The 25745-nt window shown below is 72.5% G+C and carries 28 protein-coding genes; 15 read left to right on the forward strand and 13 right to left on the reverse strand.

The features are described from left to right. Positions 1–79: 79 nt before the first annotated feature. A complete protein-coding gene (locus tag ACIO1C_RS11195) occupies positions 80–730 on the reverse strand; it encodes a glycerophosphodiester phosphodiesterase (protein WP_401862144.1) in 651 nt (216 codons plus the stop codon). 294 nt (positions 731–1024) lie between these two features. Here ACIO1C_RS11195 and ACIO1C_RS11200 point away from each other — a divergent pair, with 294 nt between their 5' ends. The 4 genes from ACIO1C_RS11200 to ACIO1C_RS11215 are packed head-to-tail and all read left to right on the forward strand — an operon-like array spanning position 1025 to position 4982. Next, positions 1025–2422 carry a DUF6421 family protein gene (locus ACIO1C_RS11200; protein WP_401861159.1) on the forward strand — a complete coding sequence of 466 codons (1398 nt, stop codon included), beginning with the start codon at positions 1025–1027 and terminating at the stop codon, positions 2420–2422. Positions 2423–2448: 26 nt separating this feature from the next. Continuing rightward, entirely contained in the window at positions 2449–3246 is a 798-nt protein-coding gene (locus ACIO1C_RS11205) for an SDR family NAD(P)-dependent oxidoreductase (RefSeq protein ID WP_401862147.1), read from the forward strand. Further along, on the forward strand, positions 3225–4340 hold the full coding sequence (locus ACIO1C_RS11210) for a threonine aldolase family protein (protein ID WP_401861161.1): 1116 nt from the start codon (positions 3225–3227) through the stop codon (positions 4338–4340). Before ACIO1C_RS11205 ends, ACIO1C_RS11210 begins: the two co-directional genes overlap by 22 nt. Before the next feature lie 60 nt (positions 4341–4400). Beyond that, positions 4401–4982 carry a transglutaminase family protein gene (locus ACIO1C_RS11215; RefSeq protein WP_401861164.1) on the forward strand — a complete coding sequence of 194 codons (582 nt, stop codon included), beginning with the start codon at positions 4401–4403 and terminating at the stop codon, positions 4980–4982. 81 nt (positions 4983–5063) lie between these two features. On the opposite strand, the gene ACIO1C_RS11220 is transcribed toward ACIO1C_RS11215, so the two are convergent. After that, complete coding sequence (locus ACIO1C_RS11220) at positions 5064–5810, reverse strand: lysophospholipid acyltransferase family protein (RefSeq protein WP_401861167.1); 747 nt, start codon at positions 5808–5810, stop codon at positions 5064–5066. A gap of 212 nt (positions 5811–6022) precedes the next feature. Then, a complete protein-coding gene (locus ACIO1C_RS11225) occupies positions 6023–6439 on the reverse strand; it encodes a DUF4395 domain-containing protein (RefSeq protein WP_401861170.1) in 417 nt (138 codons plus the stop codon). Positions 6440–6514: 75 nt separating this feature from the next. On the opposite strand from ACIO1C_RS11225, the gene ACIO1C_RS11230 reads away from it, so the two are divergent. The 5 genes from ACIO1C_RS11230 (at position 6515) to ACIO1C_RS11250 (ending at position 11204) form a co-directional block, all read left to right on the forward strand. Then, positions 6515–6934, forward strand: a complete 420-nt coding sequence (locus tag ACIO1C_RS11230; RefSeq protein ID WP_401861173.1) for a TlpA family protein disulfide reductase — start codon at positions 6515–6517, stop codon at positions 6932–6934. A gap of 192 nt (positions 6935–7126) precedes the next feature. Next, entirely contained in the window at positions 7127–7648 is a 522-nt protein-coding gene (locus tag ACIO1C_RS11235; protein WP_401861176.1) for a flavin reductase family protein, read from the forward strand. A gap of 220 nt (positions 7649–7868) precedes the next feature. Next, complete coding sequence (locus ACIO1C_RS11240) at positions 7869–8654, forward strand: electron transfer flavoprotein subunit beta/FixA family protein (RefSeq protein WP_401861177.1); 786 nt, start codon at positions 7869–7871, stop codon at positions 8652–8654. Between the two features lie 87 nt (positions 8655–8741). Next, positions 8742–9704: an electron transfer flavoprotein subunit alpha/FixB family protein gene (locus ACIO1C_RS11245; RefSeq protein WP_401861180.1), complete on the forward strand. Its 963-nt coding sequence runs from the start codon at positions 8742–8744 to the stop codon at positions 9702–9704. A 210-nt stretch (positions 9705–9914) separates the two neighbouring features. Beyond that, positions 9915–11204 carry a DUF6986 family protein gene (locus ACIO1C_RS11250; protein WP_401861183.1) on the forward strand — a complete coding sequence of 430 codons (1290 nt, stop codon included), beginning with the start codon at positions 9915–9917 and terminating at the stop codon, positions 11202–11204. Positions 11205–11235: 31 nt separating this feature from the next. Here ACIO1C_RS11250 and ACIO1C_RS11255 read toward each other — a convergent pair whose 3' ends face one another. Continuing rightward, the gene (locus tag ACIO1C_RS11255) at positions 11236–12279 is read right to left on the reverse strand and encodes a LacI family DNA-binding transcriptional regulator (RefSeq protein WP_161313151.1); all 1044 of its coding nucleotides are present in this window, start codon (positions 12277–12279) and stop codon (positions 11236–11238) included. Positions 12280–12517: 238 nt separating this feature from the next. Here ACIO1C_RS11255 and ACIO1C_RS11260 point away from each other — a divergent pair, with 238 nt between their 5' ends. Continuing rightward, entirely contained in the window at positions 12518–13477 is a 960-nt protein-coding gene (locus ACIO1C_RS11260) for an ROK family protein (RefSeq protein WP_401861186.1), read from the forward strand. A 29-nt stretch (positions 13478–13506) separates the two neighbouring features. Here the strand turns inward: ACIO1C_RS11260 and ACIO1C_RS11265 are convergent, their stop codons facing one another. Together ACIO1C_RS11265 and ACIO1C_RS11270 are read right to left on the reverse strand one after the other, a co-directional pair. Continuing rightward, entirely contained in the window at positions 13507–13914 is a 408-nt protein-coding gene (locus ACIO1C_RS11265) for a hypothetical protein (RefSeq protein WP_401861189.1), read from the reverse strand. Positions 13915–14088: 174 nt separating this feature from the next. Beyond that, complete coding sequence (locus ACIO1C_RS11270) at positions 14089–14295, reverse strand: hypothetical protein (protein WP_401862201.1); 207 nt, start codon at positions 14293–14295, stop codon at positions 14089–14091. Positions 14296–14514: 219 nt separating this feature from the next. Between ACIO1C_RS11270 and ACIO1C_RS11275 the strand changes: the two genes are divergently transcribed. Then, the gene (locus ACIO1C_RS11275) at positions 14515–15552 is read left to right on the forward strand and encodes an NUDIX domain-containing protein (protein WP_401861191.1); all 1038 of its coding nucleotides are present in this window, start codon (positions 14515–14517) and stop codon (positions 15550–15552) included. Positions 15553–15639: 87 nt separating this feature from the next. Here the strand turns inward: ACIO1C_RS11275 and ACIO1C_RS11280 are convergent, their stop codons facing one another. Then, positions 15640–16335 carry an MBL fold metallo-hydrolase gene (locus tag ACIO1C_RS11280; RefSeq protein ID WP_401861194.1) on the reverse strand — a complete coding sequence of 232 codons (696 nt, stop codon included), beginning with the start codon at positions 16333–16335 and terminating at the stop codon, positions 15640–15642. Positions 16336–16485: 150 nt separating this feature from the next. Beyond that, entirely contained in the window at positions 16486–17850 is a 1365-nt protein-coding gene (locus ACIO1C_RS11285; protein WP_401861196.1) for a dipeptidase, read from the reverse strand. 159 nt (positions 17851–18009) lie between these two features. Here ACIO1C_RS11285 and ACIO1C_RS11290 point away from each other — a divergent pair, with 159 nt between their 5' ends. Then, entirely contained in the window at positions 18010–19317 is a 1308-nt protein-coding gene (locus ACIO1C_RS11290; protein ID WP_401861199.1) for a geranylgeranyl reductase family protein, read from the forward strand. 42 nt (positions 19318–19359) lie between these two features. Here ACIO1C_RS11290 and ACIO1C_RS11295 read toward each other — a convergent pair whose 3' ends face one another. Next, a complete protein-coding gene (locus ACIO1C_RS11295) occupies positions 19360–19806 on the reverse strand; it encodes a nitroreductase family deazaflavin-dependent oxidoreductase (RefSeq protein WP_401861202.1) in 447 nt (148 codons plus the stop codon). Between the two features lie 163 nt (positions 19807–19969). On the opposite strand from ACIO1C_RS11295, the gene ACIO1C_RS11300 reads away from it, so the two are divergent. After that, on the forward strand, positions 19970–20656 hold the full coding sequence (locus ACIO1C_RS11300) for a TetR/AcrR family transcriptional regulator (protein ID WP_401861205.1): 687 nt from the start codon (positions 19970–19972) through the stop codon (positions 20654–20656). A 35-nt stretch (positions 20657–20691) separates the two neighbouring features. On the opposite strand, the gene ACIO1C_RS11305 is transcribed toward ACIO1C_RS11300, so the two are convergent. Further along, on the reverse strand, positions 20692–21519 hold the full coding sequence (locus tag ACIO1C_RS11305; RefSeq protein ID WP_401861208.1) for a BTAD domain-containing putative transcriptional regulator: 828 nt from the start codon (positions 21517–21519) through the stop codon (positions 20692–20694). 129 nt (positions 21520–21648) lie between these two features. Here ACIO1C_RS11305 and ACIO1C_RS11310 point away from each other — a divergent pair, with 129 nt between their 5' ends. Both ACIO1C_RS11310 and ACIO1C_RS11315 read left to right on the forward strand, forming a co-directional pair. Next, positions 21649–22926 (forward strand): sensor histidine kinase, encoded by a 1278-nt coding sequence (locus ACIO1C_RS11310; RefSeq protein ID WP_401861211.1) that lies wholly within the window; start codon positions 21649–21651, stop codon positions 22924–22926. After that, entirely contained in the window at positions 22923–23588 is a 666-nt protein-coding gene (locus ACIO1C_RS11315) for a response regulator (protein ID WP_401861214.1), read from the forward strand. Before ACIO1C_RS11310 ends, ACIO1C_RS11315 begins: the two co-directional genes overlap by 4 nt. On the opposite strand, the gene ACIO1C_RS11320 is transcribed toward ACIO1C_RS11315, so the two are convergent. The 3 genes from ACIO1C_RS11320 to ACIO1C_RS11330 form a co-directional block, all read right to left on the reverse strand. Then, positions 23549–23896 (reverse strand): DUF6332 family protein, encoded by a 348-nt coding sequence (locus ACIO1C_RS11320; protein WP_401861217.1) that lies wholly within the window; start codon positions 23894–23896, stop codon positions 23549–23551. The genes ACIO1C_RS11315 and ACIO1C_RS11320 overlap by 40 nt on opposite strands. A 64-nt stretch (positions 23897–23960) precedes the next feature. Beyond that, complete coding sequence (locus ACIO1C_RS11325) at positions 23961–24308, reverse strand: SCO4225 family membrane protein (protein WP_401861220.1); 348 nt, start codon at positions 24306–24308, stop codon at positions 23961–23963. A gap of 91 nt (positions 24309–24399) precedes the next feature. Then, positions 24400–25722: an MFS transporter gene (locus ACIO1C_RS11330; RefSeq protein WP_401861222.1), complete on the reverse strand. Its 1323-nt coding sequence runs from the start codon at positions 25720–25722 to the stop codon at positions 24400–24402. Positions 25723–25745: the final 23 nt, after the last annotated feature.

Genomic DNA, 25745 nt, shown 5'->3' on the forward strand with positions numbered 1-25745 from the left:
CGGACCCGGTTCGGAAGTGGGGGCCGCCGTCAGGGGTACGGGCCGCCGACGGTTTCGGTTCAATTACCACGGATCTGATTCAGGCGGTGGTATTCCCCATGCGCCGGATCTCGGGGAAGTCCGTGGTGACACCTGCCAGTCGGAACGCCCGCGCGAGCCGCAACTGCTCCTCCGTGTTGACCACCCAGCCGATCACCCGGATGCCCTCGGCGTGCGCCCGCTCGACGGTCTCCAGCGTGAGCCGGCGGATGTTCAGGGCCAGCGTGGCCGCGCTCACCGCCTTCGCCCGGTCGACCACGTCCGCGCCCCAGCGGCTGGCGATCAGCACGGTCCGTACCCCCGGCACGAGCGCGGCGATCCCGGCGACGGCCTCGTCGTGGAACGACGACACCTCGACCCGCCCGGCCAGGTCCCGCCGGAGCATCACCCCGGCGAGCGCCCGTGCCGCCGCCGCGTCCTTGATCTCCGCCTGGATCCGGGTCCCCACGGCGTCCAGGACCTCCTCGAAGACGGGGATCCGCTCCCCGCCCCCGGCGTCCAGCTCGCGCAGCTCGGCGAGGGTCCGCTCCGCGATCGCGCCCGTGCCGTCGGTCGTACGGTCCACGTCCGTGTCGTGCATGACGACCAGGGCGCCGTCCTTGCTCAGGTGCAGGTCGAGTTCGAGGGCGTCCATGCCGGCCCGCTCGGCGTGCAGGAAGGAACGGAGGGTGTTCTCCGGCTCGACCCCCATCACCCCGCGGTGGCCGATGATCTCGAAGTTCACGGTCGTCTCGCTTCCGTCGACGGCGGCCGCCGCGCGGCGTGCGGTGCTCACGCGGCACGGCGGCAGCCTAGTGGTCCGGGGGCCGGCGGAGGGCGTGCCCGTGCCGTGCCGGTGCCGTGCCCGTGCCGCGCCAGTGGCGGACCGGAAAAACTGCGGCGACCATGGGGGTGGGGCAGGATAATTTCCCTTGGTTGCCTTGTATAGGAGAACTTCCTACATATACGCTGTCTTGACGCAAGATTCTCCTGTGGAGGAAGTGACATGACGGAAATTCTTGAGCAGGACCCCGCTGGGCGCCGCATATTCGGCGATGCCCCGGTGACCGCTCACCCGGCCTGGCCGGAGCTCAAGAGCGCCGTCGAGGAGATCCGCCCCTGGCAGTCCAAGAACGGCTCCGTGGACTTCGACGCCGAGGGTGCGCCGACGCGTACCGAGGCCGAGGCCGCCGTCGACCGGGTGATCGCCGCTGTCGAGCAGCTCGCCCCGCTCCTTCCGCACGACGCCGCGTACCACACCGCGCTCGTCGCGGACCTGCGCAAATGGGCCGGCGGTGACTTCGCAGTGCCGGACTTCCTGGACTCGCTCCTCGCCTTCCGGCCCGCCGCCGACCGTGTGGACGGCCTCCAGCACCTGGCGGTCTTCCCCATGTACACGCAGAACGGCAACCCGGACCGCAACTTCGAGGCCGTCGTGCTGCGCATGGTCTGGCCCGACTGGCTGGCCGAGCTGGAGCGCACGCGCTACGACAACCCGCTGTTCTGCGGCATCACCTTCGAGGACTTCACGGCCGGGTACGACACGAACTCGGCGGTGTTCTTCCCCGAGACCATCGCCGTGCGCGAAGCCCCCGAGCGGTTCAGCTGGGGCGGCATCTTCTGCGACCGCGAGGCCGCCCGCTTCCGCCGGGTCACCGAGGCCGCCGTGGACGTCCTCGGCGTCGAACTCCCCGACGACATCCGGGAGATGGTCGCCGACCAGGACCGCTGCCAGCAGGCCTTCGTGCTCTGGGACATGATCCACGACCGCACCCACAGCCACGGCGACCTGCCGTTCGACCCCTTCATGATCAAGCAGCGCCAGCCGTTCTGGATGTACGGCCTCGAAGAACTGCGCTGCGACCTCACCGCCTTCCGCGAGGCCGTCCAGCTGGAGGCCGACGGCGTCCCGCAGGGCCGCGACGTGCAGTACGCGATCCTCTTCGACCGGATGTTCCGCTTCCCGGTCACGGGAGCGCGTGAGCGCAACTACGACGGCCTCGGCGGCCAGCTCCTCTTCTCCTACCTCCACCGGCACGACGTGGTGCGCTGGACCGACAACACCCTGCGCATCGACTGGGAGCGCGCCCCGGAGGTCACCAAGCGGCTCTGCGCGGAGATCGAGGACCTGTACCGGGCGGGCATCGACCGCCCCAAGCTGGTCCACTGGTTCGCCGCGTACGACCTGGTCTCCACCTACCTGGCCCCGCACCCCGGGTCCCGCTGGGCCAAGGGCCCCGACGCGCTCGACCTGACCCAGCCGCCCCGTAAACTGGTGGACGACGTGCTGCCGGACGAATTCCCGCTCAGCATGTTCTACGAGGCGCTGTCCAAGAAGCTGAAGAACGTGATCGCTTCAACCAAGGGGATCACCGCGACGAGCACCGAGCGAGTGGCAGCGTGAGCCCTCGCAAGCCGGAGGCGACGGTCATGGACGAGAACGGCGACGCGAGCGGCGACCCTGACGCGAGCTGGTGGATCGAGGGCAGCGGCAGGCTGGACGGCGCCGTGATCGCCGTGGCCGGGGCCGCGGGCCCGGCGGGGCGCGCCGCCCTGCTGAGGCTGGCCGAGGCCGGCGCGACCGTCGTCGGCTCGGACGCGGACCCCGCGCGCCTCGCCGAGGCGGTCGACGCCGCCCGGTACGCGCACGGCGGGGCCACGGTCACCGGTGACACCGTCGACCTGCTCGACCTCGACGCCACCCGCGTCTGGGCCGAGAAGACCGAGAAGGAGTTCGGCCGGATCGACGGCCTGGTCCACCTGGTCGGCGGCTGGCGCGGCAGCGCCACCTTCCCCGAGACCGACCTGGCCGACTGGGACCTGCTGGAGAAGCTGCTGATCCGTACGGTCCAGCACACGTCCCTCGCCTTCCACGACGGACTCCTGCGCAGCGACCGCGGCCGCTACCTGCTCATCAGCGCCGCGGGCGCCTCGAAGCCCACCGCGGGCAACGCCGCGTACGCCGCCTCCAAGGCCGCCGCCGAGGCGTGGACCCTGGCGCTGGCCGACGCCTTCCGCAAGGCGGGGGGCGGGGAAGGGCCGCGTTCGGCGGCTGCCATCCTGGTCATCAAGGCACTGGTGCACGACGCCATGCGCGCCGAGCGCCCGAATGCGAAGTTCGCGGGCTTCACCGACGTCACCGACCTGGCCGAGGCCATCGCCGGTGTCTGGGACAGGCCCGCCCAGGATGTGAACGGAAAGCGCCTGTGGCTGACCCCCGAGTCGTGAAGTCCGGCCGGCCGGAATCCCTTGCGGCGGCCGGCGGTACGGACGCCCGCCGGCACCACGATCCCCAGGTGCGCGGCTTCGCCAGCGACAACTACGCCGGCGCGCACCCGGAGATCCTCGCCGCCCTCGCCGTCGCCAACGGCGGCCACCAGGTCTCCTACGGCGAGGACGACTACACCGGCCACCTCCAGCAGGTCATGCACAGCCACTTCGGCGCGACGGCGGAGGCGTTCCCCGTCTTCAACGGCACCGGCGCCAACGTCGTGGCGCTCCAGGCGATGACCGAGCGCTGGGGCGCGGTCATCTGCGCCGAGTCCGCCCACATCAACACCGACGAGGGCGGGGCCCCCGAGCGGATGGGCGGCCTCAAGCTGCTGACCGTACCGACCCCGGACGGCAAGCTGACGCCGGAACTCATCGACCGGCAGGCCTTCGGCTTCGACGACGAGCACCGCGCCATGCCCCAGGTCGTGTCGATCACCCAGAGCACCGAGCTGGGCACGCTCTACACCCCCGACGAGATCAGGGCCCTCTGCGCCCACGCCCACGGTCTGGGCATGAAGGTCCACCTCGACGGCGCGCGGATAGCCAACGCCGCCGCCGCGCTGGACGTCCCGATGCGCACCTTCACCAACGCGGCGGGCGTGGACGTCCTCTCCTTCGGCGGGACGAAGAACGGCATGCTCTTCGGCGAGGCCGTCGTGGTCCTCGACCCCGACGCCGTACGGGCCATGAAGCGGCTGCGCAAGCTGTCCATGCAGCTGTCGTCCAAGATGCGGTTCGTCTCGGTCCAGCTGGAGGCACTCCTCGCGGGAGACCTCTGGCTGCGCAGCGCCCGCCACAGCAACGCCATGGCGCGGCGGCTCGCGGAGGGCGTGCGCGCGCTCGGCGGGGTCGAGATCCTCCATCCCGTCCAGGCCAACGCGGTCTTCGCGCGGCTCCCGCACGACGTGGGCGTACGGCTCCAGAAGCGCTTCCGCTTCTACTTCTGGGACGAGCAGGCCGGAGACGTCCGCTGGATGTGCTCGTTCGACACCACCGAGGACGACGTGGACCGCTTCCTGTACGCCCTGAAGGAAGAACTCGCCGCATAGTTATGTAGCAATCCGGATATTCAGTGGATCGCTGGCCGTGCGTTCCCTAAAGTGACGGGTATGCAGCTGATCCAGCGCAACCCTGATCTCTCCGCCTATCTGGCGGCCGATGAGGCCATCGATCACGACCACCCGCTGGTACGGGAGACGGCGGCGCGTCTCCGTACCACGGAAGGCGGTGCATACGCATACGCGAAAGCCGCCTACGAGTTCGTCCGCGACGAGATACCGCACTCCTGCGACACGGGGGACCAGCGGGTCACGTGGCGCGCCTCCGACGTGATCGGACAGCGCACCGGCATCTGCTACGCCAAGTCCCACGCCCTGGCGGCGCTGCTGCGGGCGGAGTCGATCCCCACCGCCCTCTGCTACCAGGAGTTCGACGTCGTCCACGGGCTGGTCGCGATACGGCTGCCGGGCCGCGAGCGCTGGGACCGGCAGGACGCGCGCGGCAACAAGCCGGGGGTGGACGCCCACTTCTCCCTGGACGGCGAGCGGCTGGCCTTCGCCCCCGAGCCGCAGTTCGACGAGAAGGACCACCCGGTCCTGTTCGAGGCCCCGCATCCGGTGGTCCTGCGCGCGCTCCGGGCCGCCCCTGATCTCGACCACCTGGTCAGGACGCTGCCCACCACACTGTGCTGAGGCGGTTCGGGCAGCGCCCGGCGAGCGTTCGGGCTTCCGACGGGAAATCCGGCCGCGACGGACAAGGCGACGGACAAGCCGTCAGGCGGTGGTGGTGGGACGGCCGGTCTCGGCCTCCCGGACCTCTGCCGCCGTCGGCGCCGTACCGCCGAGGTGCGCGGGCACCCACCAGGTGTCGTTCGCGTCCTTGGGGCGTACGGGATAGGCGCGCTGCGCCGCCTCCAGCAACTCCTGCACCCGGTCCCGCAGCCGCCGCGTGATGGCGCCCGCGTACTGGTCGGCCGGGGCCTCCATCGGCTCGCCCACCCGCATCGTCACCGGGATGTGGCTGCGCCGGAAGTTGCGCGGCCGGCCCTTGGTCCACAGCCGCTGGGTGCCCCACAGCGCCATCGGGATCAGCGGGACGCCGGCCTCCTGCGCGAGGCGGGCCGCGCCCGACTTGAAGCTCTTGAGCGTGAAGGACGGGGAGATCGTGGCCTCGGGGAAGACCCCGATGATCTCCCCGGCGCGCAGCGAGTCCAGCGCGTGCGCGTACGCCGTCTCACCCTGCTTGCGGTCCACCGGGATGTGCTTCATGCCCCGCATCAGCGGCCCGGAGATCCGGTGCCGGAAGACCGCTTCCTTCGCCATGAAGCGCACCAGGCGCTTCTGGGGGAGCGTGGTGAGGCCCGCGAAGATGAAGTCCAGATAGCTGATGTGATTGCTGACGAGCACGGCTCCGCCGGTCCGCGGAATGTTCTCCGACCCCTGCGTGTCGATCTTCAGGTCCAGCGCCTTGAACATGGTGCGGGCGGCGCCGATGACCGGCCGATAGACGAGCTCTGCCATCTGGAGTGGACCCTTCTGTTCCGGGGAGGGTTCTCCCGGCGGAAGTTACGCAGCCGTAGGTTTTCGGCAATGCGCCGATCGTGCCCCATACGGGGCGCCGTGGCCAGTCCTGGTCTGCGCGCGGGGCGAGATTCTCGTCACGTCGGCGCACCGCCGCCCACGTCACGTACCCCGGCCCCTCCTCCGTACCCCTGCTCGTGCCCGTCCTCGTGTCAGCGCACCGCCGCCGTCGTCCGGCGCAGCAGCAGGTACATCTCGCAGCCGAGGCAGTACCCGAACGCGGCGTTGAGGAACGCGGCGGCCAGGGCGCACGCCGTGGCCGCCAGCCCGAGCCACTCCGGGCCGGCGAAATACCCCACCAGGCCGACCACGGCGAACAGCAGCCCGACGGCCTGGGCGAAGCGCGGCGGCGCCGGGGACTCGAACTCCACCGCCGGTCCCAGGCGCGGCCTGACGACCGTACGGAACAGCCAGCCGTAAGGGGAGCGCTGGACGCCCCCGATCGCGCCCGCCGCGAAGGCGAGCGTCTGCCAGGCGAGAAGAACGCCGCTGCCCGTGACGAGGACCACGGCGAGTACGACGGTGGTGACGGCCGCCCCGAAGCGCGGCCCCCTGATGTCAAGGTCCATGCCCTCAGCATCTCCCGCCCGCGGACCGGCGCGGTCGCGGAATATTTTGCAGTCGTGTGAACGCTGCCGCTGAGGATGACCACTACAGGACTGATCGTGTGCGCGGCGGTACTCGCCGTGGCGGCCGTGTTCGGGCTGTGGCACCGGCGCGGCGACGGAAGGATGAGGATGCGCGGGCGGGACGGCGAGAAGCGGCTCGGCGCGGCCGAGCTGGGCGCGGGGCTGGGGGAGCGGGCGACGCTCGTCCAGTTCTCCAGCGCGTTCTGCGCGCCCTGCCGGGCGACCCGGCGGACGCTTGCCGAGATCGCGGAGATGGTCGACGGGGTCTCCCACGTGGAGATAGACGCCGAGGAGCGGCTGGAGCTGGTACGGGAGCTGGGCATCCTCAAGACCCCGACCGTCCTCGTCCTGGACGCCGGGGGCCGCATCGTCCGCAGGGCCGCCGGCCAGCCGCGCAAGGCGGACGTGATCGCCGCACTCGGCGAGGCCGTGTGAGGTGCGCCTCGACCGCGTCCCGAGGGGCGCCCTTGACCGCGACCCGGGCCCGTCGGCAGGCTGACGTCGTGCCCCGGGAGCTTCTTCTGTACGGGCGGGCCGATGTGGACCTGGCCCGCCACGCGAGCGCGCGCTGTCCGGGTGTCTGAGCACCCACGGACCCGTTTCCCCACTCTTCCGGAAGGACGACGCATGACGGCGACGCCCGAGCTCAGCACTCCCCGGTCGGCCACCCCCGAACTCTTCCGCTCCGTCTTCCGCCGGCACGCGGCGGGCGTCGCGGTGATCACCGCGCGGGGCGGCGACGGTTCCGGCGGCCGGCCCGTCGGCTTCACCGCCACCTCGCTCAACTCCGTCGCCGCCGAACCCCCGTTGGTCTCCTTCGGCGTGGGCACGTCGTCGTCCAGCTGGCCGGTGATCGCCGAGGCCGAGTACCTCGGCGTCCACATACTCGGCGACCATCAGGAGGAGTTGGCCGCCACGTTCGCGCGCAGCGGCGCCGACCGGTTCGCGCCGCCCACGGGCTGGCGTACGGGACCCGAGGGCGTGCCCGTGCTGGACGGCGTACTGGCCTGGCTGGTCTGCCGTGTCGTGGCCCGCGTCCCGGCCGGCGACCACCGCATCGTGGTGGCCCAGGCCGTCGTCGGCGACCCCGCGGGCGCCGGCCGGCCGCTCCTCTACCACCAGGGCCGCTTCAACGCCCTGCGCGACTGAGCGTTCCCCGGGCGCACGACTGGGAGTTCCCCGGACATCTTCTGGGGCGCGTCGGGAAGGTCACAGTGCGAAGCGCTTGCTCAGTGGGCAGGCTCTGGATGTACTGACGAGTAATATTTACTCCGGTGCGCCGGTCTCCGGACCGGAAACCGTCCCATAAGGCGCCTATGCTGCGTGCAACAAGGCAGCCCAGAAATGACGATGCGGTAGGAGAGCCGGCGTGAGCCTGAGGATCGTTGTCTGTGTGAAGTACGTGCCCGACGCCACCGGAGACCGGCATTTCGCCGATGACCTGACTCTGGACCGGGACGACGTGGACGGCCTGCTGTCGGAGCTCGACGAGTACGCGGTGGAACAGGCGCTCCAGATCGCCGGCGAGGCGGAGGACGCGGAGATCACGGTGCTGACCGTCGGTCCCGAGGACGCCAAGGACGCGCTGCGCAAGGCGCTGTCGATGGGCGCCGACAAGGCCGTCCACGTCGAGGACGACGCGCTGCACGGCACGGACGTCCTCGGTACGTCGCTGGTCCTGGCCAAGGCCATCGAGAAGACCGGCTACGACCTGGTCATCTGCGGGATGGCCTCGACGGACGGCACGATGGGCGTGCTGCCCGCGATCCTCGCGGAGCGGCTCGGGGTCCCGCAGGTCACGCTGCTCTCCGAGGTGTCCGTGGGCGGCGGTCTGGTCAAGGGCCGCCGGGACGGCGACACCGCGAGCGAGCTGCTGGAGGCGTCCCTGCCGGCCGTCGTGTCGGTGACGGACCAGTCGGGCGAGGCCCGCTACCCGTCCTTCAAGGGGATCATGGCGGCGAAGAAGAAGCCGGTGCAGTCCTTCGACCTGGAGGACCTGGACATCGAGCCCGGCGACGTCGGCCTGGCGGGTGCCTGGACCGCGGTCGACGGCGCCACCCAGCGCCCGGCCCGTACCGCGGGCACGGTGGTCAAGGACGAGGGCGAGGGCGGCAAGCAGCTGGCCGCGTTCCTCGCGGAGCGCAAGTTCATCTGACCCGCGCCACGGTCCGGCCGTACACCGGCCCGGCCCCGGTCACCCACCCCATCCCCAGCTACTTCGCATGCGCAGGAGACCCGCACCATGGCTGAAGTTCTCGTCTATGTCGACCACGTGGACGGCGCCGTCCGCAAGCCCACCCTGGAACTGCTGACCCTGGCCCGGCGCCTGGGCGAGCCCGTCGCGCTCGCCCTCGGCGCGGGCGCCGGGGCCACCGCCGCCGTCCTGGCCGAGCACGGCGCCGTGAAGGTGCTGACGGCCGACGCGCCCGAGTTCGCCGACTACCTCGTTGTCCCCAAGGTCGACGCCCTCCAGGCCGCCTACGACGCCGTCTCGCCCGTCGCGGTGCTCCTGCCGTCGTCGGCGGAGGCCAAGGAGATCGCCGCCCGTCTGGCGGTCCGTATCGGCTCCGGTCTGATCACCGACGCCGTCGACCTGGAAGCGGGCGCGGACGGACCCGTCGCCACCCAGTCGGTCTTCGCCGCCGCCTTCACCACCAGGACCCGCGTCTCCCGGGGCACCCCGGTCGTCACCGTCAAGCCGAACTCCGCCCCCGTCGAGGCCGCCCCGGCCGCGGGCGCCGTCGAAACGCTGGCCGTCACCTTCGGCGAGAAGTCGACCGGCACGAAGATCGTCTCCCGCTCCCCCCGTGAGTCGACGGGCCGCCCGGAGCTGACCGAGGCCGCGATCGTGGTCTCCGGCGGGCGCGGCGTCAACGGCGCCGAGAACTTCGCCGTCATCGAGGCCCTCGCCGACTCCCTGGGTGCGGCGGTCGGCGCCTCCCGCGCCGCCGTGGACGCCGGCTGGTACCCGCACGCCAACCAGGTCGGCCAGACCGGCAAGTCGGTCTCCCCGCAGCTCTACATCGCCTCCGGCATCTCCGGTGCCATCCAGCACCGCGCGGGCATGCAGACCTCCAAGACCATCGTCGCCATCAACAAGGACGCCGAGGCGCCGATCTTCGACCTGGTCGACTACGGCGTCGTCGGCGACCTGTTCGACGTCGTGCCGAAGCTGACCGAAGAGGTCAAGGCCCGCAAGGGCTGACAGCCGTCGGAAGTCTGCGATCCAGGGCCACGCGGTCACCCCACCGTGTGGCCCTGCGTCATTCGTGTGGCTGACGGGACACCGTTGACGGGGCTCGACCGCCCCGATTAACTTCGATGGACTTCCTTTCTGCGGAATGTTGATTCCGTAGAGCGGAAAAGTTGGCTGTACGGGCGACCCGTACGGGACGGGCACGAGGAAGGTACGCGGATGGCGCAGCAGGAGACGGTGACCACCAGCCTGGCGAGCGCGGTCGGCGAGGACATCGCCGCACGGCTCGCCTCGGTCGACGCGGATCTCGCCCGCCGCTATCCCGGCGACCCCGGGACCAGGCAGCCCGTCCACACCGTCTACGTCCCGGCCGACGCCTTCGCCGCCGGCACCGTCCGCTCCTGGGGCGACCAGGCCCTCGCCGCCCTCGACGAACACGCCCCGGACGCCGCCGCCCTGGCCGCCGTCCTCGGCCTCCCCGACGAACTGGCGGGGCCGGTGCACGAGCGCGTACGGGCCAAGCTGGCGCGCGAACCGGTCGAAGACCTGCGGATCGACTTCGAGGACGGCTACGGCCCGCACCCGGACGCCGACGAGGACGCACACGCGGCCCGCGCCGCCCGGTTGGTCCACGCCGCCTACGCCGACGGTACCGCCGCCCCGTACACGGGCATCCGGATGAAGTGCCTGGAGGCGGCCGTACGCGACCGGGGGATCCGCACCCTCGACATCTTCCTCAGCGGGCTGATGGAGGCGGGCGGCCTGCCCGACGGGCTGGTGCTGACGCTCCCCAAGGTCACCTATCCGGAACAGATCGAGGCGATGGTGCAACTCGCCGAGGCGTTCGAGACGGCCCGCGGCCTGCCCCCGGGGCGGCTCGGCTTCGAGATCCAGATCGAGACCAGCCAGTCCATCCTCGCCGCCGACGGCACCGCGACCGTGGCCCGGATGATCGACGCGGCCGACGGCCGCGCCACCGGTCTGCACTACGGCACCTTCGACTACAGCGCCTGCGTCGGCGTCAGCGCCGCCCACCAGTCCAGCGACCACCCCGCCGCCGACCACGCCAAGGCCGTGATGCAGGTCGCCGCGGCCGGCACCGGCGTACGGGTCTGCGACGGCTCCACCAACGTGCTCCCGGTCGGCCCCACCGCGCAGGTCCACGACGCCTGGCGGCTGCACTACGGCCTCACCCGGCGGGCCCTCGCCCGCGCCTACTACCAGGGCTGGGACATGCACCCGGCCCAGCTGCCGACGCGCTACGCCGCCGTCTACGCCTTCTACCGCGAGGGCATGGCGGCCGCCGCGGCCCGGCTGGTCGCGTACGTCACCAAGGCGGGCGGCGCCGTGCTCGATGAACCGGCGACGGCCAAGGCGCTCAGCGGCTATCTCCTGCGCGGCCTGGACTGCGGCGCCGTGGACGACGACGAGGTGACCCTCCTCACCGGCCTGACCCGCCAGGACCTGGAGGCCCTGGCGGTCCCGCGCCGCGCGACCAACGGCCTCTGAGCCGCGGGTGCCTGAGTCCTGACTGTCCTGACTACCGGTCCGCCGGCGGCGGGATCTCGCCCGAGCCCCGGGCGATCAGCCGGGTCGGCAGCACCACCCTCGACGGGGCGTCGGCCGCCCCGTCGAGGCGCTGGAAGAGCCGCTCGGCGGCCGTACGGCCCAGGGTCGCCGCGTCCTGCGCGATGACCGTGACCCCCGGCTCCAGCAGATCCGCCAGCTCGATGTCGTCGAAGCCGACCAGCGCGACCGGCCGGTGGTGCGCGGCCAGGACCCGTACCGCCGTCACCGTCACCCGGTTGTTGCCCGTGAGGATCGCCGTGACCGGCTCGGGCCCGCCGAGCATCGCGGCCACCGCGTCCCGTACCCGGTCGGGCGCGGTCGTGCCCAGCGCCACCCAGTCGTCGTGGATGGCGAGCCCCGCGTCCGCCATGGCGGTCCGGTAGCCACGCAGCCGCTCGATCGCCGTATGGATCCGAGGCTGGTCCCCGATGAAGCCGATACGCCGGTGACCGTGCCCGATCAGGTGCGCGGCTCCCGAGCGGGCGCCGCCGAAGCTGTCGGAGAGGATCACGTCCGCGTCGATGCGCCCGGCGGGGCGGTCCACGAAGACCGTCGCGACCCCGGCCTTGATCTCCGGCTCCAGGTAGCGGTGGTCGTCACCGGCGGGGATCACGATCAGCCCGTCCACCCGGCGCGCGCACAGCGCCAGCACCAGCTCCTGCTCACGGTCCGGATCCTCGGCGCTGGACCCGTTGATCAGCAGCGCGCCGTGCGCGCGGGCCACTTCTTCGACGGCGCGGTTCAGCGGACCGTAGAACGGGTCGGCCAAATCCTCCAGGACCAGACCGATACTCGCCGTACGGCCTTTACGCAGGACACGAGCGGAATCGTTGCGCCGGAATCCCAGCGCGTCGATGGATTCCTGCACCCGCCTTTCGGTGTCCGGGGTCACCCCCGGCTCGCCGTTCACCACCCGGGACACCGTCTTCAGCCCCACCCCGGCGCGCGCGGCGACGTCTTTCATGGTGGGCCGATTGCCGTAGCGGTTCTCGGGGCGGCGGGAGGTGTCGGCCACAGTGCGCTGTCCTGTCGTCGTCCGGGTGCGAGTGTGTACGCGTATACACACGTCCGCGTACACCGGGGCGGATCCGGGTTCGCTGCGGATATTGCCGCCGGTTTGCCATTCAAGGCTGTGGCGACGAGCATAGGCCCTGGACAACGTTGTCAGGTGAATAGAGACTGTTCATCGAAGCGCAGGTCCGGTCATTCCCCGCACGGGCGGGGATACCTCGTCCCCTGGAGATCCGACACCGATGCATATCGACCGCGTTGCCGCACTCGACATCGGCGGCACCAAGATCGCCGGCGCGTTGGTCGACGGCAACGGCAGGATCCTCGTACGGGCACAGCGGCCGACTCCCGCGCGGGAGGACGGCGAGAGTGTGATGCGCGCCGTCGAGGAGGTCCTCGCGGAGGTCGCGGCGTCGCCGCTCTGGCCGGGAGCCACGGCGATCGGCATCGGCAGCGCGGGCCCGGTGGACGCCTCCGCCGGTACGGTCAGCCCGGTCAACGTCCCGGGCTGGCGTGGCTTCCCGCTGGTGGAGCGGGTACGGGTGGCGACGGGCGGCCTGCCGGTGACGCTGGTCGGCGACGGGGTCGCCATGACCGCGGCGGAGCACTGGCAGGGCGCGGCCCGCGGCTACGACAACGCGCTGTGCATGGTGGTCTCGACGGGGGTGGGCGGCGGGCTCGTCCTGGGCGGCACGCTCCACCCGGGGCCCACCGGCAACTCCGGGCACATCGGCCACATCAGCGTGGACCTGGACGGGGACCTCTGCCCGTGCGGGGGGCGCGGGTGCGTGGAGCGGATCGCCAGCGGGCCCAACATCGCCCGCCGGGCACTGGAGGGCGGCTGGCAGCCGGGCCCCGACGGGGACACGTCCGCGGCGGCGGTCGCCGCCGCCGCCCGCGCCGGCCATCCCGTCGCGATCGCGTCCTTCGAGCGCGCCGCCCAGGCCCTGGCCGCCGGCATCGCCGCGACGGCCACGCTGGTCGAGATCGGCATCGCGGTGGTCGGCGGGGGCGTCGCGAACGCCGGCGAGGTCCTCTTCGCCCCGCTGCGCCGCTCTCTGCGCGACTACGCCACGCTCTCCTTCGTCCAGCAGATCAAGGTGGCCCCGGCCCTCATGGGTACGGACGCGGGCCTGGTGGGCGCGGCGGCGGCGGCCGCACTCGGCACCCGCGACGAGGAGTCGGCGACGGTCAGCGGCTGACGTTCTCGTGTGCTCCCGGGCGACCCGCTTCAGCGTGTCGTCTGGCACGCCGTGCGTTGGCTGCCGCGGAACTTCACGCACAGCTCCGTGTCCGTACCGGTGTCGTGCGTCGGCCACGTGTACATCAGCGCCTTGCCCGAGCGGGTGGCCGTCGCCGTGTCGGCGAGCCGGCCGTTCCGGTACAGCGACACCTCACGCGAGGCGAGGTTCGCCGGCGGATTGGTCCAGATGCCGGTGACCGCGTTCGTGGCGCCCCGGCCGTCCAGCCGGACGCAGATCTGCGGGCCGGAGAAGTGGTGGGTGCACGCGCTGCTGTCGGCCGCCGCAGGCGTCGCGGTGAGCGAGACCGCCACCCCCGCCAGGGCGAGCGTCAGGGCGGAGCGGCGCGCGTGCGCGTGCGGGCGCGGGGCGCGGGGCGTGGGCGGAACGGGTGGCATGTCGGCTCTCCGGGTCGTACGGCGGCTGGGGCGGGCGCACGGGCGCTGGTGGGGCCGGTCCGCACAGTCCGGCGCTCCCCATGCCACCGGATCCTGTACGACGCGCACACGGGCCGCCACCGGACCCACGTCCGCTCCGCGCCGCACCCGCACGGCCCCCCGGCGCGGAATCGCCTACGTCGCCGCTTCCGTCGCCTGTTGGGGGACCACCACCAGGAAGAAGTCCGAGGCGAGGTCCATAACCACCTCGGCCGGTGTGCCCTCGTCCCTCCGGGCCCGTGCGAACTCCTCCGCGGGCCAGCTGCCACGCGGCCCACCCGCGGGAAATTTCTCCAGCACCGTACGGCGCATCGTGTACCCCCTTGTCACATCGAGTTCCAACGATGTTCCTCGGGATTGTGTTACGCCCGGCACGGACATCGGTTCGTACAGTAGGCCGCTGTCCTGCTGAAACGGAAGCGGAACGGAAACAGATCGGCAACGGCCAGGACACATCCGGATCTCCGGGAGCCGGTCCGGACGGGCTCTCCGATGCCCTCGGGGGTTTCCGTGGCAGGGTGTTGCGGGCAATCCACTGGGGGCTACGGAAGAGGGGGAACCGTGATCGTCTGGATCAACGGTGCGTTCGGAGCGGGCAAGACCAGCACCGCACGCGAACTGGTCGACCTGATTCCCAACAGCACGCTCTACGACCCTGGACTCACCGGTGCGGAACTGGCGCGGCTGCTCCCGCAGAAGCGGCTCGCCGACGTCACCGACTTCCAGGACCTGCCGATCTGGCGCCGCCTGGTGGTGGACACCGCGGCCGCCCTGCTGGCGGAGGTCGGCGGTGTGCTGGTCGTCCCCATGACCCTCCTGCGACAGCAGTACCGCGACGAGATCTTCGGTGGACTGGCCGCCCGGCGCATCCCGGTCCGGCATGTGCTGCTGGCAATTGATGAAACGATCCTGCGTGGGCGCATAGCGGCCCGGGAGGTCCCGGACCACAACCGGGAGGCCGCCGAGCGCGACCGTCAGTGGTGTGACGAACACATCGAGCAGTACCGCACCGCGCTGCACTGGCTCACCCGCGACGCCCATGTCGTCGACACCAACGCCCTGACGGCCCGCGAGAGCGCCGAGTGCCTCGCGGACGCGGTACGGACCGGCAGGGCGCGCGCCTGCGCGATCGTACAGACCCCCGAACCCACGGCCGAGACCCTCGCCTCCGGGGTGCTGCTCTTCGACGAGCGGGGCCGGGTGCTGCTCGTGGACCCCACGTACAAGCCCGGTTGGGAGTTCCCCGGCGGTGTGGTGGAGCAGGGCGAGGCGCCCGCGCGGGCCGGCATCCGGGAGGTCGAGGAGGAGATAGGCATCCAACTCACCGATGTGCCCAAGCTGTTGGTCATGGACTGGGAACCACCCCGGCCGCCGGGTTACGGCGGGCTGCGCCTGCTGTTCGACGGTGGGCTGCTGCCCGCCCGGCTGGCCGGGCAAGTGCGGCTGCCGGGGCCCGAGTTGCGTGACTGGCGCTTCGTCGGTGAGGAGGAGGCGGCCGGCCTGCTGCCGCCCGCCCGCTTCGAGCGGCTGCGCTGGGCCCTGCGGGCGCGTGAGCGGGGGATCGTGCTCAACCTGGAGGACGGCGTCCCGGTCGGCTGACGCGGCCGGCCAACGGGGCCGGTGACCCAGGCAGGTGAACCGCGGCAGGTGATCCAGGCGGGTGAACCGCGGCCGGTGCCGCTCCGGTCACCGGGCCGGTGGCACCGGCCCGGTGACCGGCTCCCCGAAGCCCGCAGTGGGATCCCCGTGCCCGTAGCAGACCGTGGACGGCGCCAGTGTCAGCAACCGGTCCATCGACTCCTGCGCGCGTTCACGGTCCACGTGGAAGACACCGAGGGTGATGCCGTTCACCGACGCCAGGGTGTCCCCGGTGAACAGCACACCGTGGTACGGCAGATGGACCGCGATCGACCCTTCGGTGTGCCCAGGCGTGTGCACCACCCGGGCCCCGTCGCCGAAGCCCAGGTCGTCGCCGTCCTCCACCTCCCGGTCCACGCGGGTGGGCGGCGCGGGCGGCACGGTCAGGCCGTGCTCGTACAGCGGGATCTCCCAGTCGAGCAACACCGGTTCCGGCACCGGCAGATCACCCCGGACGACCGGGGCGTCCAGCCGGTGCGCGACCACCTCCGCGCCGTGCCGCCGCGCCAGCTCCCCGGCGGAGCCCACGTGGTCGCGATGGCAGTGGGTGAGGACGATGCGGCGCAGCGCGCCCGGGTCGTGCCCCAGGCGGGTGACCGCCTCCTCGATCTCCGTCGCGGCTCCGCTGTGCCCGGCGTCGATCAGGGTCAGTTCCGTACCGTCGCGCCACAGATGGGCCTGGCCGACCGGGAAGCGCAACAGGTGCAGCCGCGGGCGTATTTCGACGATGTCGATGAGATCCATACGACGACCGTAGGCACCCGCACCCCGCACGCGCGCCCCTCTACGCTTCGGGCGATCTTCGCTGTCCGCTGAACCGCCCACCGCCGCCCGCCGGCCCGCCGCCCCGCACGCCCCGGGGGCCCGCGGGGCGGCCGGTCCGGCCCGTACGGCTCAACCCCGCTTCGACTCCGCGTAGTTGACCAGGAAGTGCGCCTCGGTGACGGACAGGCGCTCCAACTCCTCCGGCGAGACACTCTCGTTCACCGCGTGGATCTGCGCCGATGGCTCGCTCAGCCCGATCAGCAGGATCTCGGCGCTCGGGTACAGCGCGGCCAGTGTGTTGCAGAGCGGGATGGACCCGCCCTGGCCCGCGGTCTGCATGTCCTGGCCCGGATAGCCGGCCCGCATCGCCTCCGCCATCGCGGCGTACGCGGGGCTGGAGGTGTCCGCGCGGAACGCCGCCCCCTGCCCGATCTGCTCCACCGCGACCCGCGCGCCCCACGGCGTGTGCTTCTCCAGGTGCGCGGTCAGCAGCTTCGTCGCCTCGCCGGTGTCCTGCCCCGGCGGCACCCGCAGGCTGACCGTGGCCCGCGCCCCCGCCTGGATCGAGGGCGTGGCGCCCACGACCGGCGGGGCGTCGATCCCGATCACGGTGACGGACGGGCGTGCCCAGATCCGGTCGGAGACCGTTCCGTCGCCGATCAGCTCCACCCCGTCGAGCACCTTGGCGTCCGTACGGAAGTCGGCCTCCGGGTAGTCGAGCCCGTCCCACACGGCGTCCGCCGCGAGCCCGTCCACCCTGGTCGAACCGTCCTCGGCGCGCAGCGAGTCCAGCACCCGGATCAGCGCCGCGAGCGCGTCGGGGGCCGCGCCGCCGAACTGCCCCGAGTGCAGGTTCCCTTCGAGGGTGTCGACCCGGACGCGCAGGAGCGTCATCCCCCGCAGGGTGGCCGTGACGGTCGGCAGGCCCACCCGGAAGTTCCCCGTGTCGCCGATCACGATCGTGTCGGCGGTCAGCAGCTCCGGGTGCGCCTCCGCGTACCGCTCCAGGCCGCCCGTCCCCTGCTCCTCCGAGCCCTCGGCGATGACCTTGACGCTCACCGGCACCCCGCCGTTCGCCTTCAGGGCGCGCAGGGCCAGCAGGTGCATCAGGAAGCCGCCCTTGCAGTCGGCGGCCCCGCGCCCGTACCAGCGGCCGTCGCGCTCGGTCAGTTCGAACGGCGGGGACAGCCACGCCGCCTCGTCCAGCGGCGGCTGTACGTCGTAGTGGGCGTAGAGCAGCACCGTCGGGGCGCCCTCGGGGCCGGGCAGCAAACCGTAGACGGACTGGCTTCCGTCGGGGGTGTCGAGGACCGCGACATCCTGGAATCCTTCGGTACGCAGCGCGTCGGCGACCCATGCGGCCGCCTCCTCGCACTCGCTCTTCGGGAACACCGCCGGGTCCGCCACCGACCGGAAGGCCACCAGTTCCGCGAGCTCCGCCCGGGCGCGGGGCATCAGCGACGCGACGGTTTCGGCAATCGGATCGGCGGTCATGGGCACGCTCCTCGTGGGTGCGACGTTCTCCGGGTGGGAGAACGTGAGTGGTACGGCGAAGGCACCACAGATCCTCCCACAGCGGTTCCGGGGCCCACGCGCCGTAGGATGCCGTTCGACAACAGGGGCCACCGGTCGGATCAGGAGCAGAAGCACATCGTGAGCAGCGAGAACGCAGACGCCGGAAGCGAGCACGACGAGCCGGTGTGGGATGTCGTCGTGGTCGGAGCAGGGCCGGCGGGAGCGTCGGCGGCCTATGCCGCGGCGGTCGCGGGCCGTCAGGTGCTGCTGCTGGAGAAAGCCGAGTTGCCCCGCTACAAGACCTGCGGGGGAGGCATCATCGGTCCCTCGCGCGACGCGCTGCCTCCGGGCTTCGAGCTTCCGCTCAGGGACCGGGTGCACGCGGTCACCTTCTCCCTCAACGGCAAGCTGGCCAGGACGCGCCGGTCGAAGCGCATGCTCTTCGGGCTCATCAACCGCCCCGAGTTCGACGCGAGTCTGGTCGAACACGCGCAGAAGGCGGGCGCCGTGCTCCGTACGGGAGCGACGGTCTCCCGGGTCGAGCAGCACGGCCCGGCCGTGCCCGACCGCCGTACGGTCGCGGTCGTCCTCTCGGACGGCGAGACGGTGCTGGCGCGGGCCGTGGTCGGCGCCGACGGCAGCGCCAGCCGGATAGGCGCGCACGTGGGCGTGAAGATGGACCAGGTCGACCTCGGCCTGGAGGCGGAGATCCCCGTCCCGGAGACGGTCGCGGAGGACTGGGCGGGACGGGTCCTCATCGACTGGGGCCCGCTGCCGGGGAGTTACGGCTGGGTGTTCCCCAAGGGGGACACGCTCACCGTCGGGGTGATCTCGGCGCGGGGCGAGGGCGCGGCGACCAAGCGGTATCTGGAGGACTTCATCGCCCGGCTCGGTCTCGCCGGGTTCGAACCGTCCGTCTCGTCCGGGCACCTGACGCGCTGCCGCAGCGACGACTCGCCGCTGTCGCGCGGCCGGGTGCTGGTGTGCGGGGACGCGGCGGGGCTGCTGGAGCCGTGGACCAGGGAAGGGATCTCCTTCGCCCTGCGGTCGGGACGGCTCGCGGGGGAGTGGGCGGTCAGGATTTCCGAGTCGCACGACGCGGTGGACGCCCGCAGGCAGGCGCTGAACTACGCGTTCGCCATCAAGGCCGGTCTCGGCGTGGAGATGAACGTCGGCCGGCGGATGCTCGGCATCTTCGAGCGCCGTCCCGGGCTGCTGCACGCGGCGATCACGGGCCTGCGCCCGGCGTGGAACGCGTTCGCGGACATCGCCCGGGGCTCGACGTCGCTGGCCGGGCTCGTACGGACCCATCCGCTGGCCCGGCGCGCGCTGGACGTCCTGGACCGCAGGCAGGCGGCTGCCGCGGCGGCCGCCGCCGGGGCCGAGCCGGGCGCCACGGAGGCCGGGGCCACGGAGGCCAAGGCGCCGGAGGTGGGCGCTCCGTAGGGCGCGCTCCCGACCGCCCCGCCTGGTTGACGGGCGGGGCGGTCAGTTTGTCGTGATCAGGAAGACGGGGTGGTCCGGGGCCGCCGCGACGATCTCCGCGTCGGAGGACTTCGCGGTGACGCCCTGGAAGTACTGGTTCACTTCCCAGCCCCAGCGCTCCAGGTAGGCGCGCAGGATCACGGGCTTCTCGCTGTCGGGGATCTCGGTGGCGGTGAAGGTGCGGACCTTGCGGCCGACGCGCAGCTCGCCGCCGCCCGCCGCCCTCATGTTGCGGACCCACTGCGAGTGGCCGCGGGCGGAGACGAGGTACTGGGCGCCCTCGAAGGGGTGCGGGTTGACGGGGACGCGCTGCATCTTGCCGCTCTTGCGGCCCCGTACGGACAGCTCGGCCGTGCCGAGCATGCTCACGCCGTGCCGGGCGAGCCAGCCGATGACGCTGTTCATGCGGACGGTGAACCGGCTGCCCTGGAGGTAGTACGGCTGCGACATGGTGACTCCCCTGTGATCAGAACCGCGGTGAGGACGGCGCGGAGGACCGCTATTTCGAGAGCAGTGCTCTCGCTTGAGATCAGTGTGCACCGACGCGTGCTCCCATGCAAGAGCACCGCTCTCGAATCTGGTCACTGATCTGAATCCCGGTACACTGCTCTCCATGAAAACCATCCGGGGAGCACGGGAACGAGCCCGCACCGAAGTCACCGCGGCGATCAAGGACGAGGCCCGCGAGCAGCTCGCCGCCGAGGGCGCCGCGAAGCTCTCGCTGCGCGCCGTCGCCCGCGAACTGGGCATGGCGTCCTCCGCGCTCTACCGCTACTTCCCCAGCCGCGACGACCTGCTGACCGCGCTCATCGTCGACGCGTACGACGCGGTCGGCGCCGCCGCGGAACAGGCCCTCGCCGCCGCCGGTCCCACCGACCACCCGGCACGGTGGACCGCCATCTGCGTGGCGGTACGCGACTGGGCCCTGGCCCACCCCCATGAGTACGCGCTCATCTACGGCTCGCCCGTACCCGGCTACTCCGCGCCCGAGCTGACCATCGCCCCCGCCGCGCGCGTCGGCCTGGCGCTGATCTCCGTCGCGCGTGACGCCCATCGCGACAACGGCGTCGCCATCCCGCCGCTCACCGAACGGCTGCGCACCGAGGGCCGGCAGATGGTCGAGCGGTTCGCCCCGGACATCCCGCCCGAGGTGGCGGTGGCCCTGGTCGCGGCCTGGGCGCAGGTCTTCGGGCTGATCTCCTTCGAGCTGTTCGGCCAGTTCCACGCCGTGGTGGACGACCGCGCCGCGTTTTTCGCCCACGCCGCGCGACGCCTCGGCCACGACGTCGGACTTCTTTGACGGGCCGCGTCAGGCCGTCGCCGGGGATCCCCGCCTCAGGCCGTCGGCAGGGATCCCCGCAGCGGGGCCGGACTCTCGCGCAGTACGTCTTCGCGCAGCACGCCCTCGTACAGGGCGCGCAGCGCGGGCCCCGGCTCCCCCGCCGTCGCCTCCGCGATCCTGACCCGCGCCTCTTCGTACGCCACCGCCGCCTCCGCCGGGCGCCCGCCCCGGTGGAGCGCCAGCGCCAGCAGCCCCACGAGCGGCTCACGGAGCGGATGCGCGGCCACCAGCCGGGTCAGTTCGTCCACGCACTCCCGCGCGCGCCCCCGCTCGATCTCGCCCTCCAGCCGGGCCTCCCGTTCGAGCGCCCGCTCCTCCGCCCAGCGCCGCCGCTCCGCCTCCAGATACGGCCCCGCCAGCCCCTCCGCGTACGCGCCGCGCCACAGCGACTCGGCCCGCACGGCCAGTTCACCGGCGCTGCGCAGATCCCCCGACTCGCGCGCCGCCCCGGCCGTGCGCAGCAGGGCGTGCCGCTCGCGCAGATCGTCGATGGTCGCGCCGGCCAGGCGGTAACCCCGGCCGGTCCATGCCAGTTCGGGGGCGGCTCCCGGCCTGCCGGCCCCTGGTCCGAACGCCAGGGCGTGGCGCAGGCCGGAGACGTACTTCTGGACCAAGGTCCTGGCCCGCGAGGGCGGTTCGGCACCCCAGACGGCATCGACGAGCGAGTCGTACGGCATCGCCCCGCCGTCCTGGTGCAACAGGACGGCGAGCACGGACCGTTGCAGCGGCGGCCCCAGCGGCACCTCGCCGTCCGGCCGCAAGGCCCTGAGCGGGCCGAGCAGTTCGAACCGTATGCCCGCCACGCGTATTCCGTCCGTCATGTCCCGAGCGTATCCCGCCGCCCCTCTCGTGCCGGTCCGCCCCCGCCGGGCCGTACTCCCCGGGGAGTACGGAGGGTCACCTCGCCCGGCCGACGCCCGGACCGCGCCACCCGGTCTAGCGTGGCCGGTATGGAAGACCAGCACACCCGCCGTGACCGGGGCAGCGGCCGCCCGGGATTCCTCCGCGCCCGGGGGGCCGGCGGGCGGGAGCGGCGCGTCCCCTGGCCCTCCACCCTCCTGCTGACGGTCCTCCTCGTCGTCGGAACGGTCTTCGCCGGGCGCAACCAGCACCGGGCCGGCCTCGACGTCTACGCCTTCCTGCTGCTGCTCGCCGGTCCCGCCCTGCTGCTGTTCCGGTGGCGGCACCCCGTCGTCGCCGTGTACGGGGTGGTGGCCACGGTGCTGGTGTACTTCGGCGCGGGCTATCCGTACGGACCGGTCTTCGTCACCGTCGTCGTGGCCGCGTTCGCCGCCATCGCGGCGGGACACCGGTACGCGGCGTGGTGGGCCGTAGGCCTGCTCTGGGCGGGCCACGTCCTGCTCACGCACTGGCTCTACCGGTGGCTCCCGCCGTCCGGCGATCACGCCGCGCCCTGGGGACAGGAAGTGGTGATCGCCGCCTGGGTGGTGGCCGTCTGCGCCGCCGCCGAACTGCTCCGGGTGCGCAGGGAGCAGTGGGCCAGGGCGGGCGCCGAGCGCGAGGCCGCCGAGCGGCGCAGGACGGACGAGGAGCGGATGCGCATCGCCCGCGAACTGCACGACGTACTGGCCCACTCCATCTCGGTCATCAACGTCCAGGCGGGCGTCGGACTCGCCCTGCTCGACGCCGACCCCGAACAGGCCCGCTCGGCGCTCACGACGATCAAGGCGGCGAGCAAGGAGGCCCTGGGCGAGGTACGCCAGGTCCTCGACACCCTCAGGACACCGGGCGACGCCCCGCGCGCCCCCGCCCCCGGACTCGACCGGCTGCCCGAGCTGGTCGAACAGGCCGCGGGCGCCGGTCTCACCGTGGAGGTCCGGCGCGAGGGCGAGGCGGTGGCGCTGCCGCCCGGGGCGGATCTGGCGGCCTTCCGGATCATCCAGGAGGCGCTGACCAACGTGGTACGGCACTCGGTGTCCCGTACGGCACGGATCACGCTCGGCTACGAGCGCGGGACGTCCGGGCGGCGGGACGGGACGGCCGGTCCGCCAGACGCGGTGGCCGGCCGGGCGCCCCGTCTGCTCCGTCTCCGTGTCGACGACGCGGGACCCGCCACCCACGGGGACGCGGGCGGCGGTGGCAACGGCCTGGTCGGCATGCGGGAGCGGACGGCCGCGCTCGGTGGCACGATCGAGGCCGGCCCGGGCCCGGACGGCGGCTTCCGCGTCCACGCCACGATTCCCCTGACGACCGAGGAGACCCCGTGATCCGCGTCCTGCTCGCCGACGACCAGTCGCTCGTACGGGCGGGATTCCGCGCGCTGCTCGACGCGCAGCCGGACATCGAGGTCGTGGGCGAGGCGTCGGACGGCGAGGAGGCCGTGAGCCGGGTGCGTGAACTGCGCCCGGACGTCGTGCTGATGGACATCCGCATGCCACGCCTGGACGGTCTCGCCGCCACCCGCGGGATCACCGGCGACCAGGGGCTCGGCGGGGTGAAGGTGGTGGTGCTGACCACGTTCGAACTCGACGAGTACGTCTTCGAGGCCATCCGGTCCGGCGCCTCGGGATTCCTCGTCAAGGACACCGAGCCGGACGAACTCCTGCGCGCGGTCAGGGCGGTGGTCGGCGGGGACGCGCTGCTCTCGCCGGGGGTGACCCGCCGGCTCATCGCCGAGTTCGCGTCCCGCTCGAAGGCCCCGGCGGACCATCCGGGTCTCGGCGGACTCACCGAGCGGGAGCGGGAGGTGATGGCCCTGGTCGGCATCGGACTGTCCAACGACGAGATCGCCCGCCGGCTGGTCGTCAGCCCGCTCACCGCCAAGACCCATGTGAGCCGGACGATGGTGAAGCTGGGCGCGAGGGACCGGGCCCAGCTGGTCGTGCTGGCCTACGAGTCGGGGCTCGTACGGCCGGGCTGGCTGGGCTGATCCCCGTACGGGGGATCCTCGCCAGGCGCCGGGTCGTACGGGGGGTCGTACGGTGCCGGGTCGTACGGCCCGGGGTCGCTCAGTGCCGGGTCGCGCGGGAAGCGCCACAGCACATTCACCACGCGCACCACGAACGTGATCCCCGCGGCCACGGCCGCGACGCGGGCCAGACCGCGCGGCAGGTCGAAGAACCACACGGGGCCGTACAGACCGCAGTACACGAGGCCGGCGACAAAGCCGGCACTCACCAGCGCGTAGCCGATCTCGACGGTGTCGGCGTCCCGTTGCGCTCGGCTCCGTGTCTCCATCTGCCCAGTTTCACCGCATGTGAGGTCCTGGGCAAGGGAGTTGAGCCGACGGCTCCCGGCGGGATCAGGCCTCGCGGGGGTGTACGGGGCGCGGCCGGTCACGCAGCAGCCGTACGAACGCGCCGAGCGCGGCCGACTGGATCAGGACCGACAGGATCAGCGCGGCGTAGGCGAACGGGGCCGACCCGGTCACCGCGTCACCGAACACTCCGCCGCCCATGAGGAAGACGAAGACGGTCGGCGCGGCGAGGAAGAAGAGCCAGACCCCGGCGAACGAGGCGTCCTGGTGCTGGACGAAGAGGGTGTCGACCGCGACGAACACCGTCACCGCGGCCACCAGGCCGAGGTAGACCCGCGAGGCGAGGGTGCCGAAGGTCAGCCGTGCCAGCGCGGTCAGCCGTCCTGAAATCATGTCGTTCTCCCTGGTCCCCATCGGTACGCGACGTGCGTGAAGTGATGCCCCTTCAGGATGCGGCGGACCGAACGGATGTGCCTGAGTACGCCTACTCAGTTGCCGGGAGTACGTCGTCCGCGACCGGGGACGCGGGGCCGGCGGAGGCGCCGGGCGCGGCCGGCTTGTCGCGTGCCGCGTAGCCGATGACGGACGCGGCGGCGGCGAGCACGGCCACCGTGGTCAGGGCGAGCGGCAGCGAGAACCAGTCGGCGAGGAAGCCGATCGCGGGCGGGCTCAGCAGCATGCCGCTGTAGCCCAGCGTGGACGCCGTCGCGACCCCGCCGGGGCCCGCCAGCGCGCCGGCCCGGCCGATGGCCATGGGGAAGATGTTGGCGAGGCCCACACCCGCGACGGCGAAGCCCAGCAGGACGAGCCAGACGGACGGCGCCAGGGCACCGACCAGCATGCCGGCCGCGGCGGTGGCGCCGCCGAGCACCAGGGCGCGGGTCTGGCCGAGCCGCTCCTGGAGGAGGGTGCCGGAGAGCCGTCCGGCCGTCATCGCGAGGGCGAAGAGCGAGTACCCGGCCGCCGCGAGGCCGGCGGACGCGTCGAGGTCCTGCGTGAGGTGCAGCGCGCTCCAGTCGGCCATCGCGCCTTCGCCGTACGCCGTGCAGAGCGCGATGACCCCGAAGACGACCACCGCGCGGCGGGTGCGCCGGTCGGGCCTCACCGGCCCGGCCGCCCCCGAGGGTCGTCGCGGGAGGTCCGCCGCCGGCCGGGCCCGCTCCGTGGGCCCCGGGACCGGCGCCGGGTGGCGCAGCAGCGCGGGGCCCGCCACGGCGGTGACGGCCAGGCCGAGCCCGGCCAGGAGGAGCAGGTGGACGGTGGGGGAGAGGCCGCCCGCGAGCAGCCCGCCGAGCCCCGCACCGGCCATGCCGCCCAGGCTGAACGCGGCGTGGAAGCTCGATATCACCGGCCGCCGCAGCGCCGTGACCAGGTCGACGGCCGCGCTGTTCATCGCCACGTTGGTGGAGCCGTAGGCCGCGCCGAAGAGCAGCAGCACGAGGCCGAGGGCGAGCGCCGAGTGGGTCAGCGGCGGCAGGACGATGCTCAGCGAGAGCAGCGTCACGCTGACGACGGTGACGGGATGGTTGCCGAAGCGGCGGCACAGCCGTCCGGTGAGGGTCATGGTCACGACCGCGCCCGCGGACACCCCGAGGAGCGCGAGGCCGAGGTGGCTCGCGGAGGCTCCGGTCTGTTCCTTGATCGCGGGGATGCGGACCACCCAGCCGGCGAACAGGAAGCCGTCCAGGGCGAAGAAGAGGGTGAGGGCGGTACGGAGGGCGGACAGGGAGGACGCGGCGGTGGGCGGAGTGGGCGCGGGCGAGGCCGGCGGGGGCGGGGCGGGGCTTACTTTGTTTCGGAACGGCACAAAAGGAGGATAGGGGCGGTGGC

It is taken from the genome of Streptomyces sp. NPDC087420 (assembly GCF_044744165.1).
Classification (GTDB): Bacteria; Actinomycetota; Actinomycetes; order Streptomycetales; family Streptomycetaceae; genus Streptomyces.

Coding starts and splice junctions, on each gene's coding strand:
- ACIO1C_RS11195 (WP_401862144.1), bottom strand. CDS start 730: ATGGGGGTCGAGCCGGAGAACACCCTCCGTTCCTTCCTGCACGCCGAG.
- ACIO1C_RS11200 (WP_401861159.1), top strand. CDS start 1,025: ATGACGGAAATTCTTGAGCAGGACCCCGCTGGGCGCCGCATATTCGGC.
- ACIO1C_RS11205 (WP_401862147.1), top strand. CDS start 2,449: ATGGACGAGAACGGCGACGCGAGCGGCGACCCTGACGCGAGCTGGTGG.
- ACIO1C_RS11215 (WP_401861164.1), top strand. CDS start 4,401: ATGCAGCTGATCCAGCGCAACCCTGATCTCTCCGCCTATCTGGCGGCC.
- ACIO1C_RS11220 (WP_401861167.1), bottom strand. CDS start 5,810: ATGGCAGAGCTCGTCTATCGGCCGGTCATCGGCGCCGCCCGCACCATG.
- ACIO1C_RS11225 (WP_401861170.1), bottom strand. CDS start 6,439: ATGGACCTTGACATCAGGGGGCCGCGCTTCGGGGCGGCCGTCACCACC.
- ACIO1C_RS11230 (WP_401861173.1), top strand. CDS start 6,515: ATGACCACTACAGGACTGATCGTGTGCGCGGCGGTACTCGCCGTGGCG.
- ACIO1C_RS11235 (WP_401861176.1), top strand. CDS start 7,127: ATGACGGCGACGCCCGAGCTCAGCACTCCCCGGTCGGCCACCCCCGAA.
- ACIO1C_RS11245 (WP_401861180.1), top strand. CDS start 8,742: ATGGCTGAAGTTCTCGTCTATGTCGACCACGTGGACGGCGCCGTCCGC.
- ACIO1C_RS11250 (WP_401861183.1), top strand. CDS start 9,915: ATGGCGCAGCAGGAGACGGTGACCACCAGCCTGGCGAGCGCGGTCGGC.
- ACIO1C_RS11260 (WP_401861186.1), top strand. CDS start 12,518: ATGCATATCGACCGCGTTGCCGCACTCGACATCGGCGGCACCAAGATC.
- ACIO1C_RS11265 (WP_401861189.1), bottom strand. CDS start 13,914: ATGCCACCCGTTCCGCCCACGCCCCGCGCCCCGCGCCCGCACGCGCAC.
- ACIO1C_RS11280 (WP_401861194.1), bottom strand. CDS start 16,335: ATGGATCTCATCGACATCGTCGAAATACGCCCGCGGCTGCACCTGTTG.
- ACIO1C_RS11285 (WP_401861196.1), bottom strand. CDS start 17,850: ATGACCGCCGATCCGATTGCCGAAACCGTCGCGTCGCTGATGCCCCGC.
- ACIO1C_RS11295 (WP_401861202.1), bottom strand. CDS start 19,806: ATGTCGCAGCCGTACTACCTCCAGGGCAGCCGGTTCACCGTCCGCATG.
- ACIO1C_RS11300 (WP_401861205.1), top strand. CDS start 19,970: ATGAAAACCATCCGGGGAGCACGGGAACGAGCCCGCACCGAAGTCACC.
- ACIO1C_RS11305 (WP_401861208.1), bottom strand. CDS start 21,519: ATGACGGACGGAATACGCGTGGCGGGCATACGGTTCGAACTGCTCGGC.
- ACIO1C_RS11310 (WP_401861211.1), top strand. CDS start 21,649: ATGGAAGACCAGCACACCCGCCGTGACCGGGGCAGCGGCCGCCCGGGA.
- ACIO1C_RS11320 (WP_401861217.1), bottom strand. CDS start 23,896: ATGGAGACACGGAGCCGAGCGCAACGGGACGCCGACACCGTCGAGATC.
- ACIO1C_RS11325 (WP_401861220.1), bottom strand. CDS start 24,308: ATGATTTCAGGACGGCTGACCGCGCTGGCACGGCTGACCTTCGGCACC.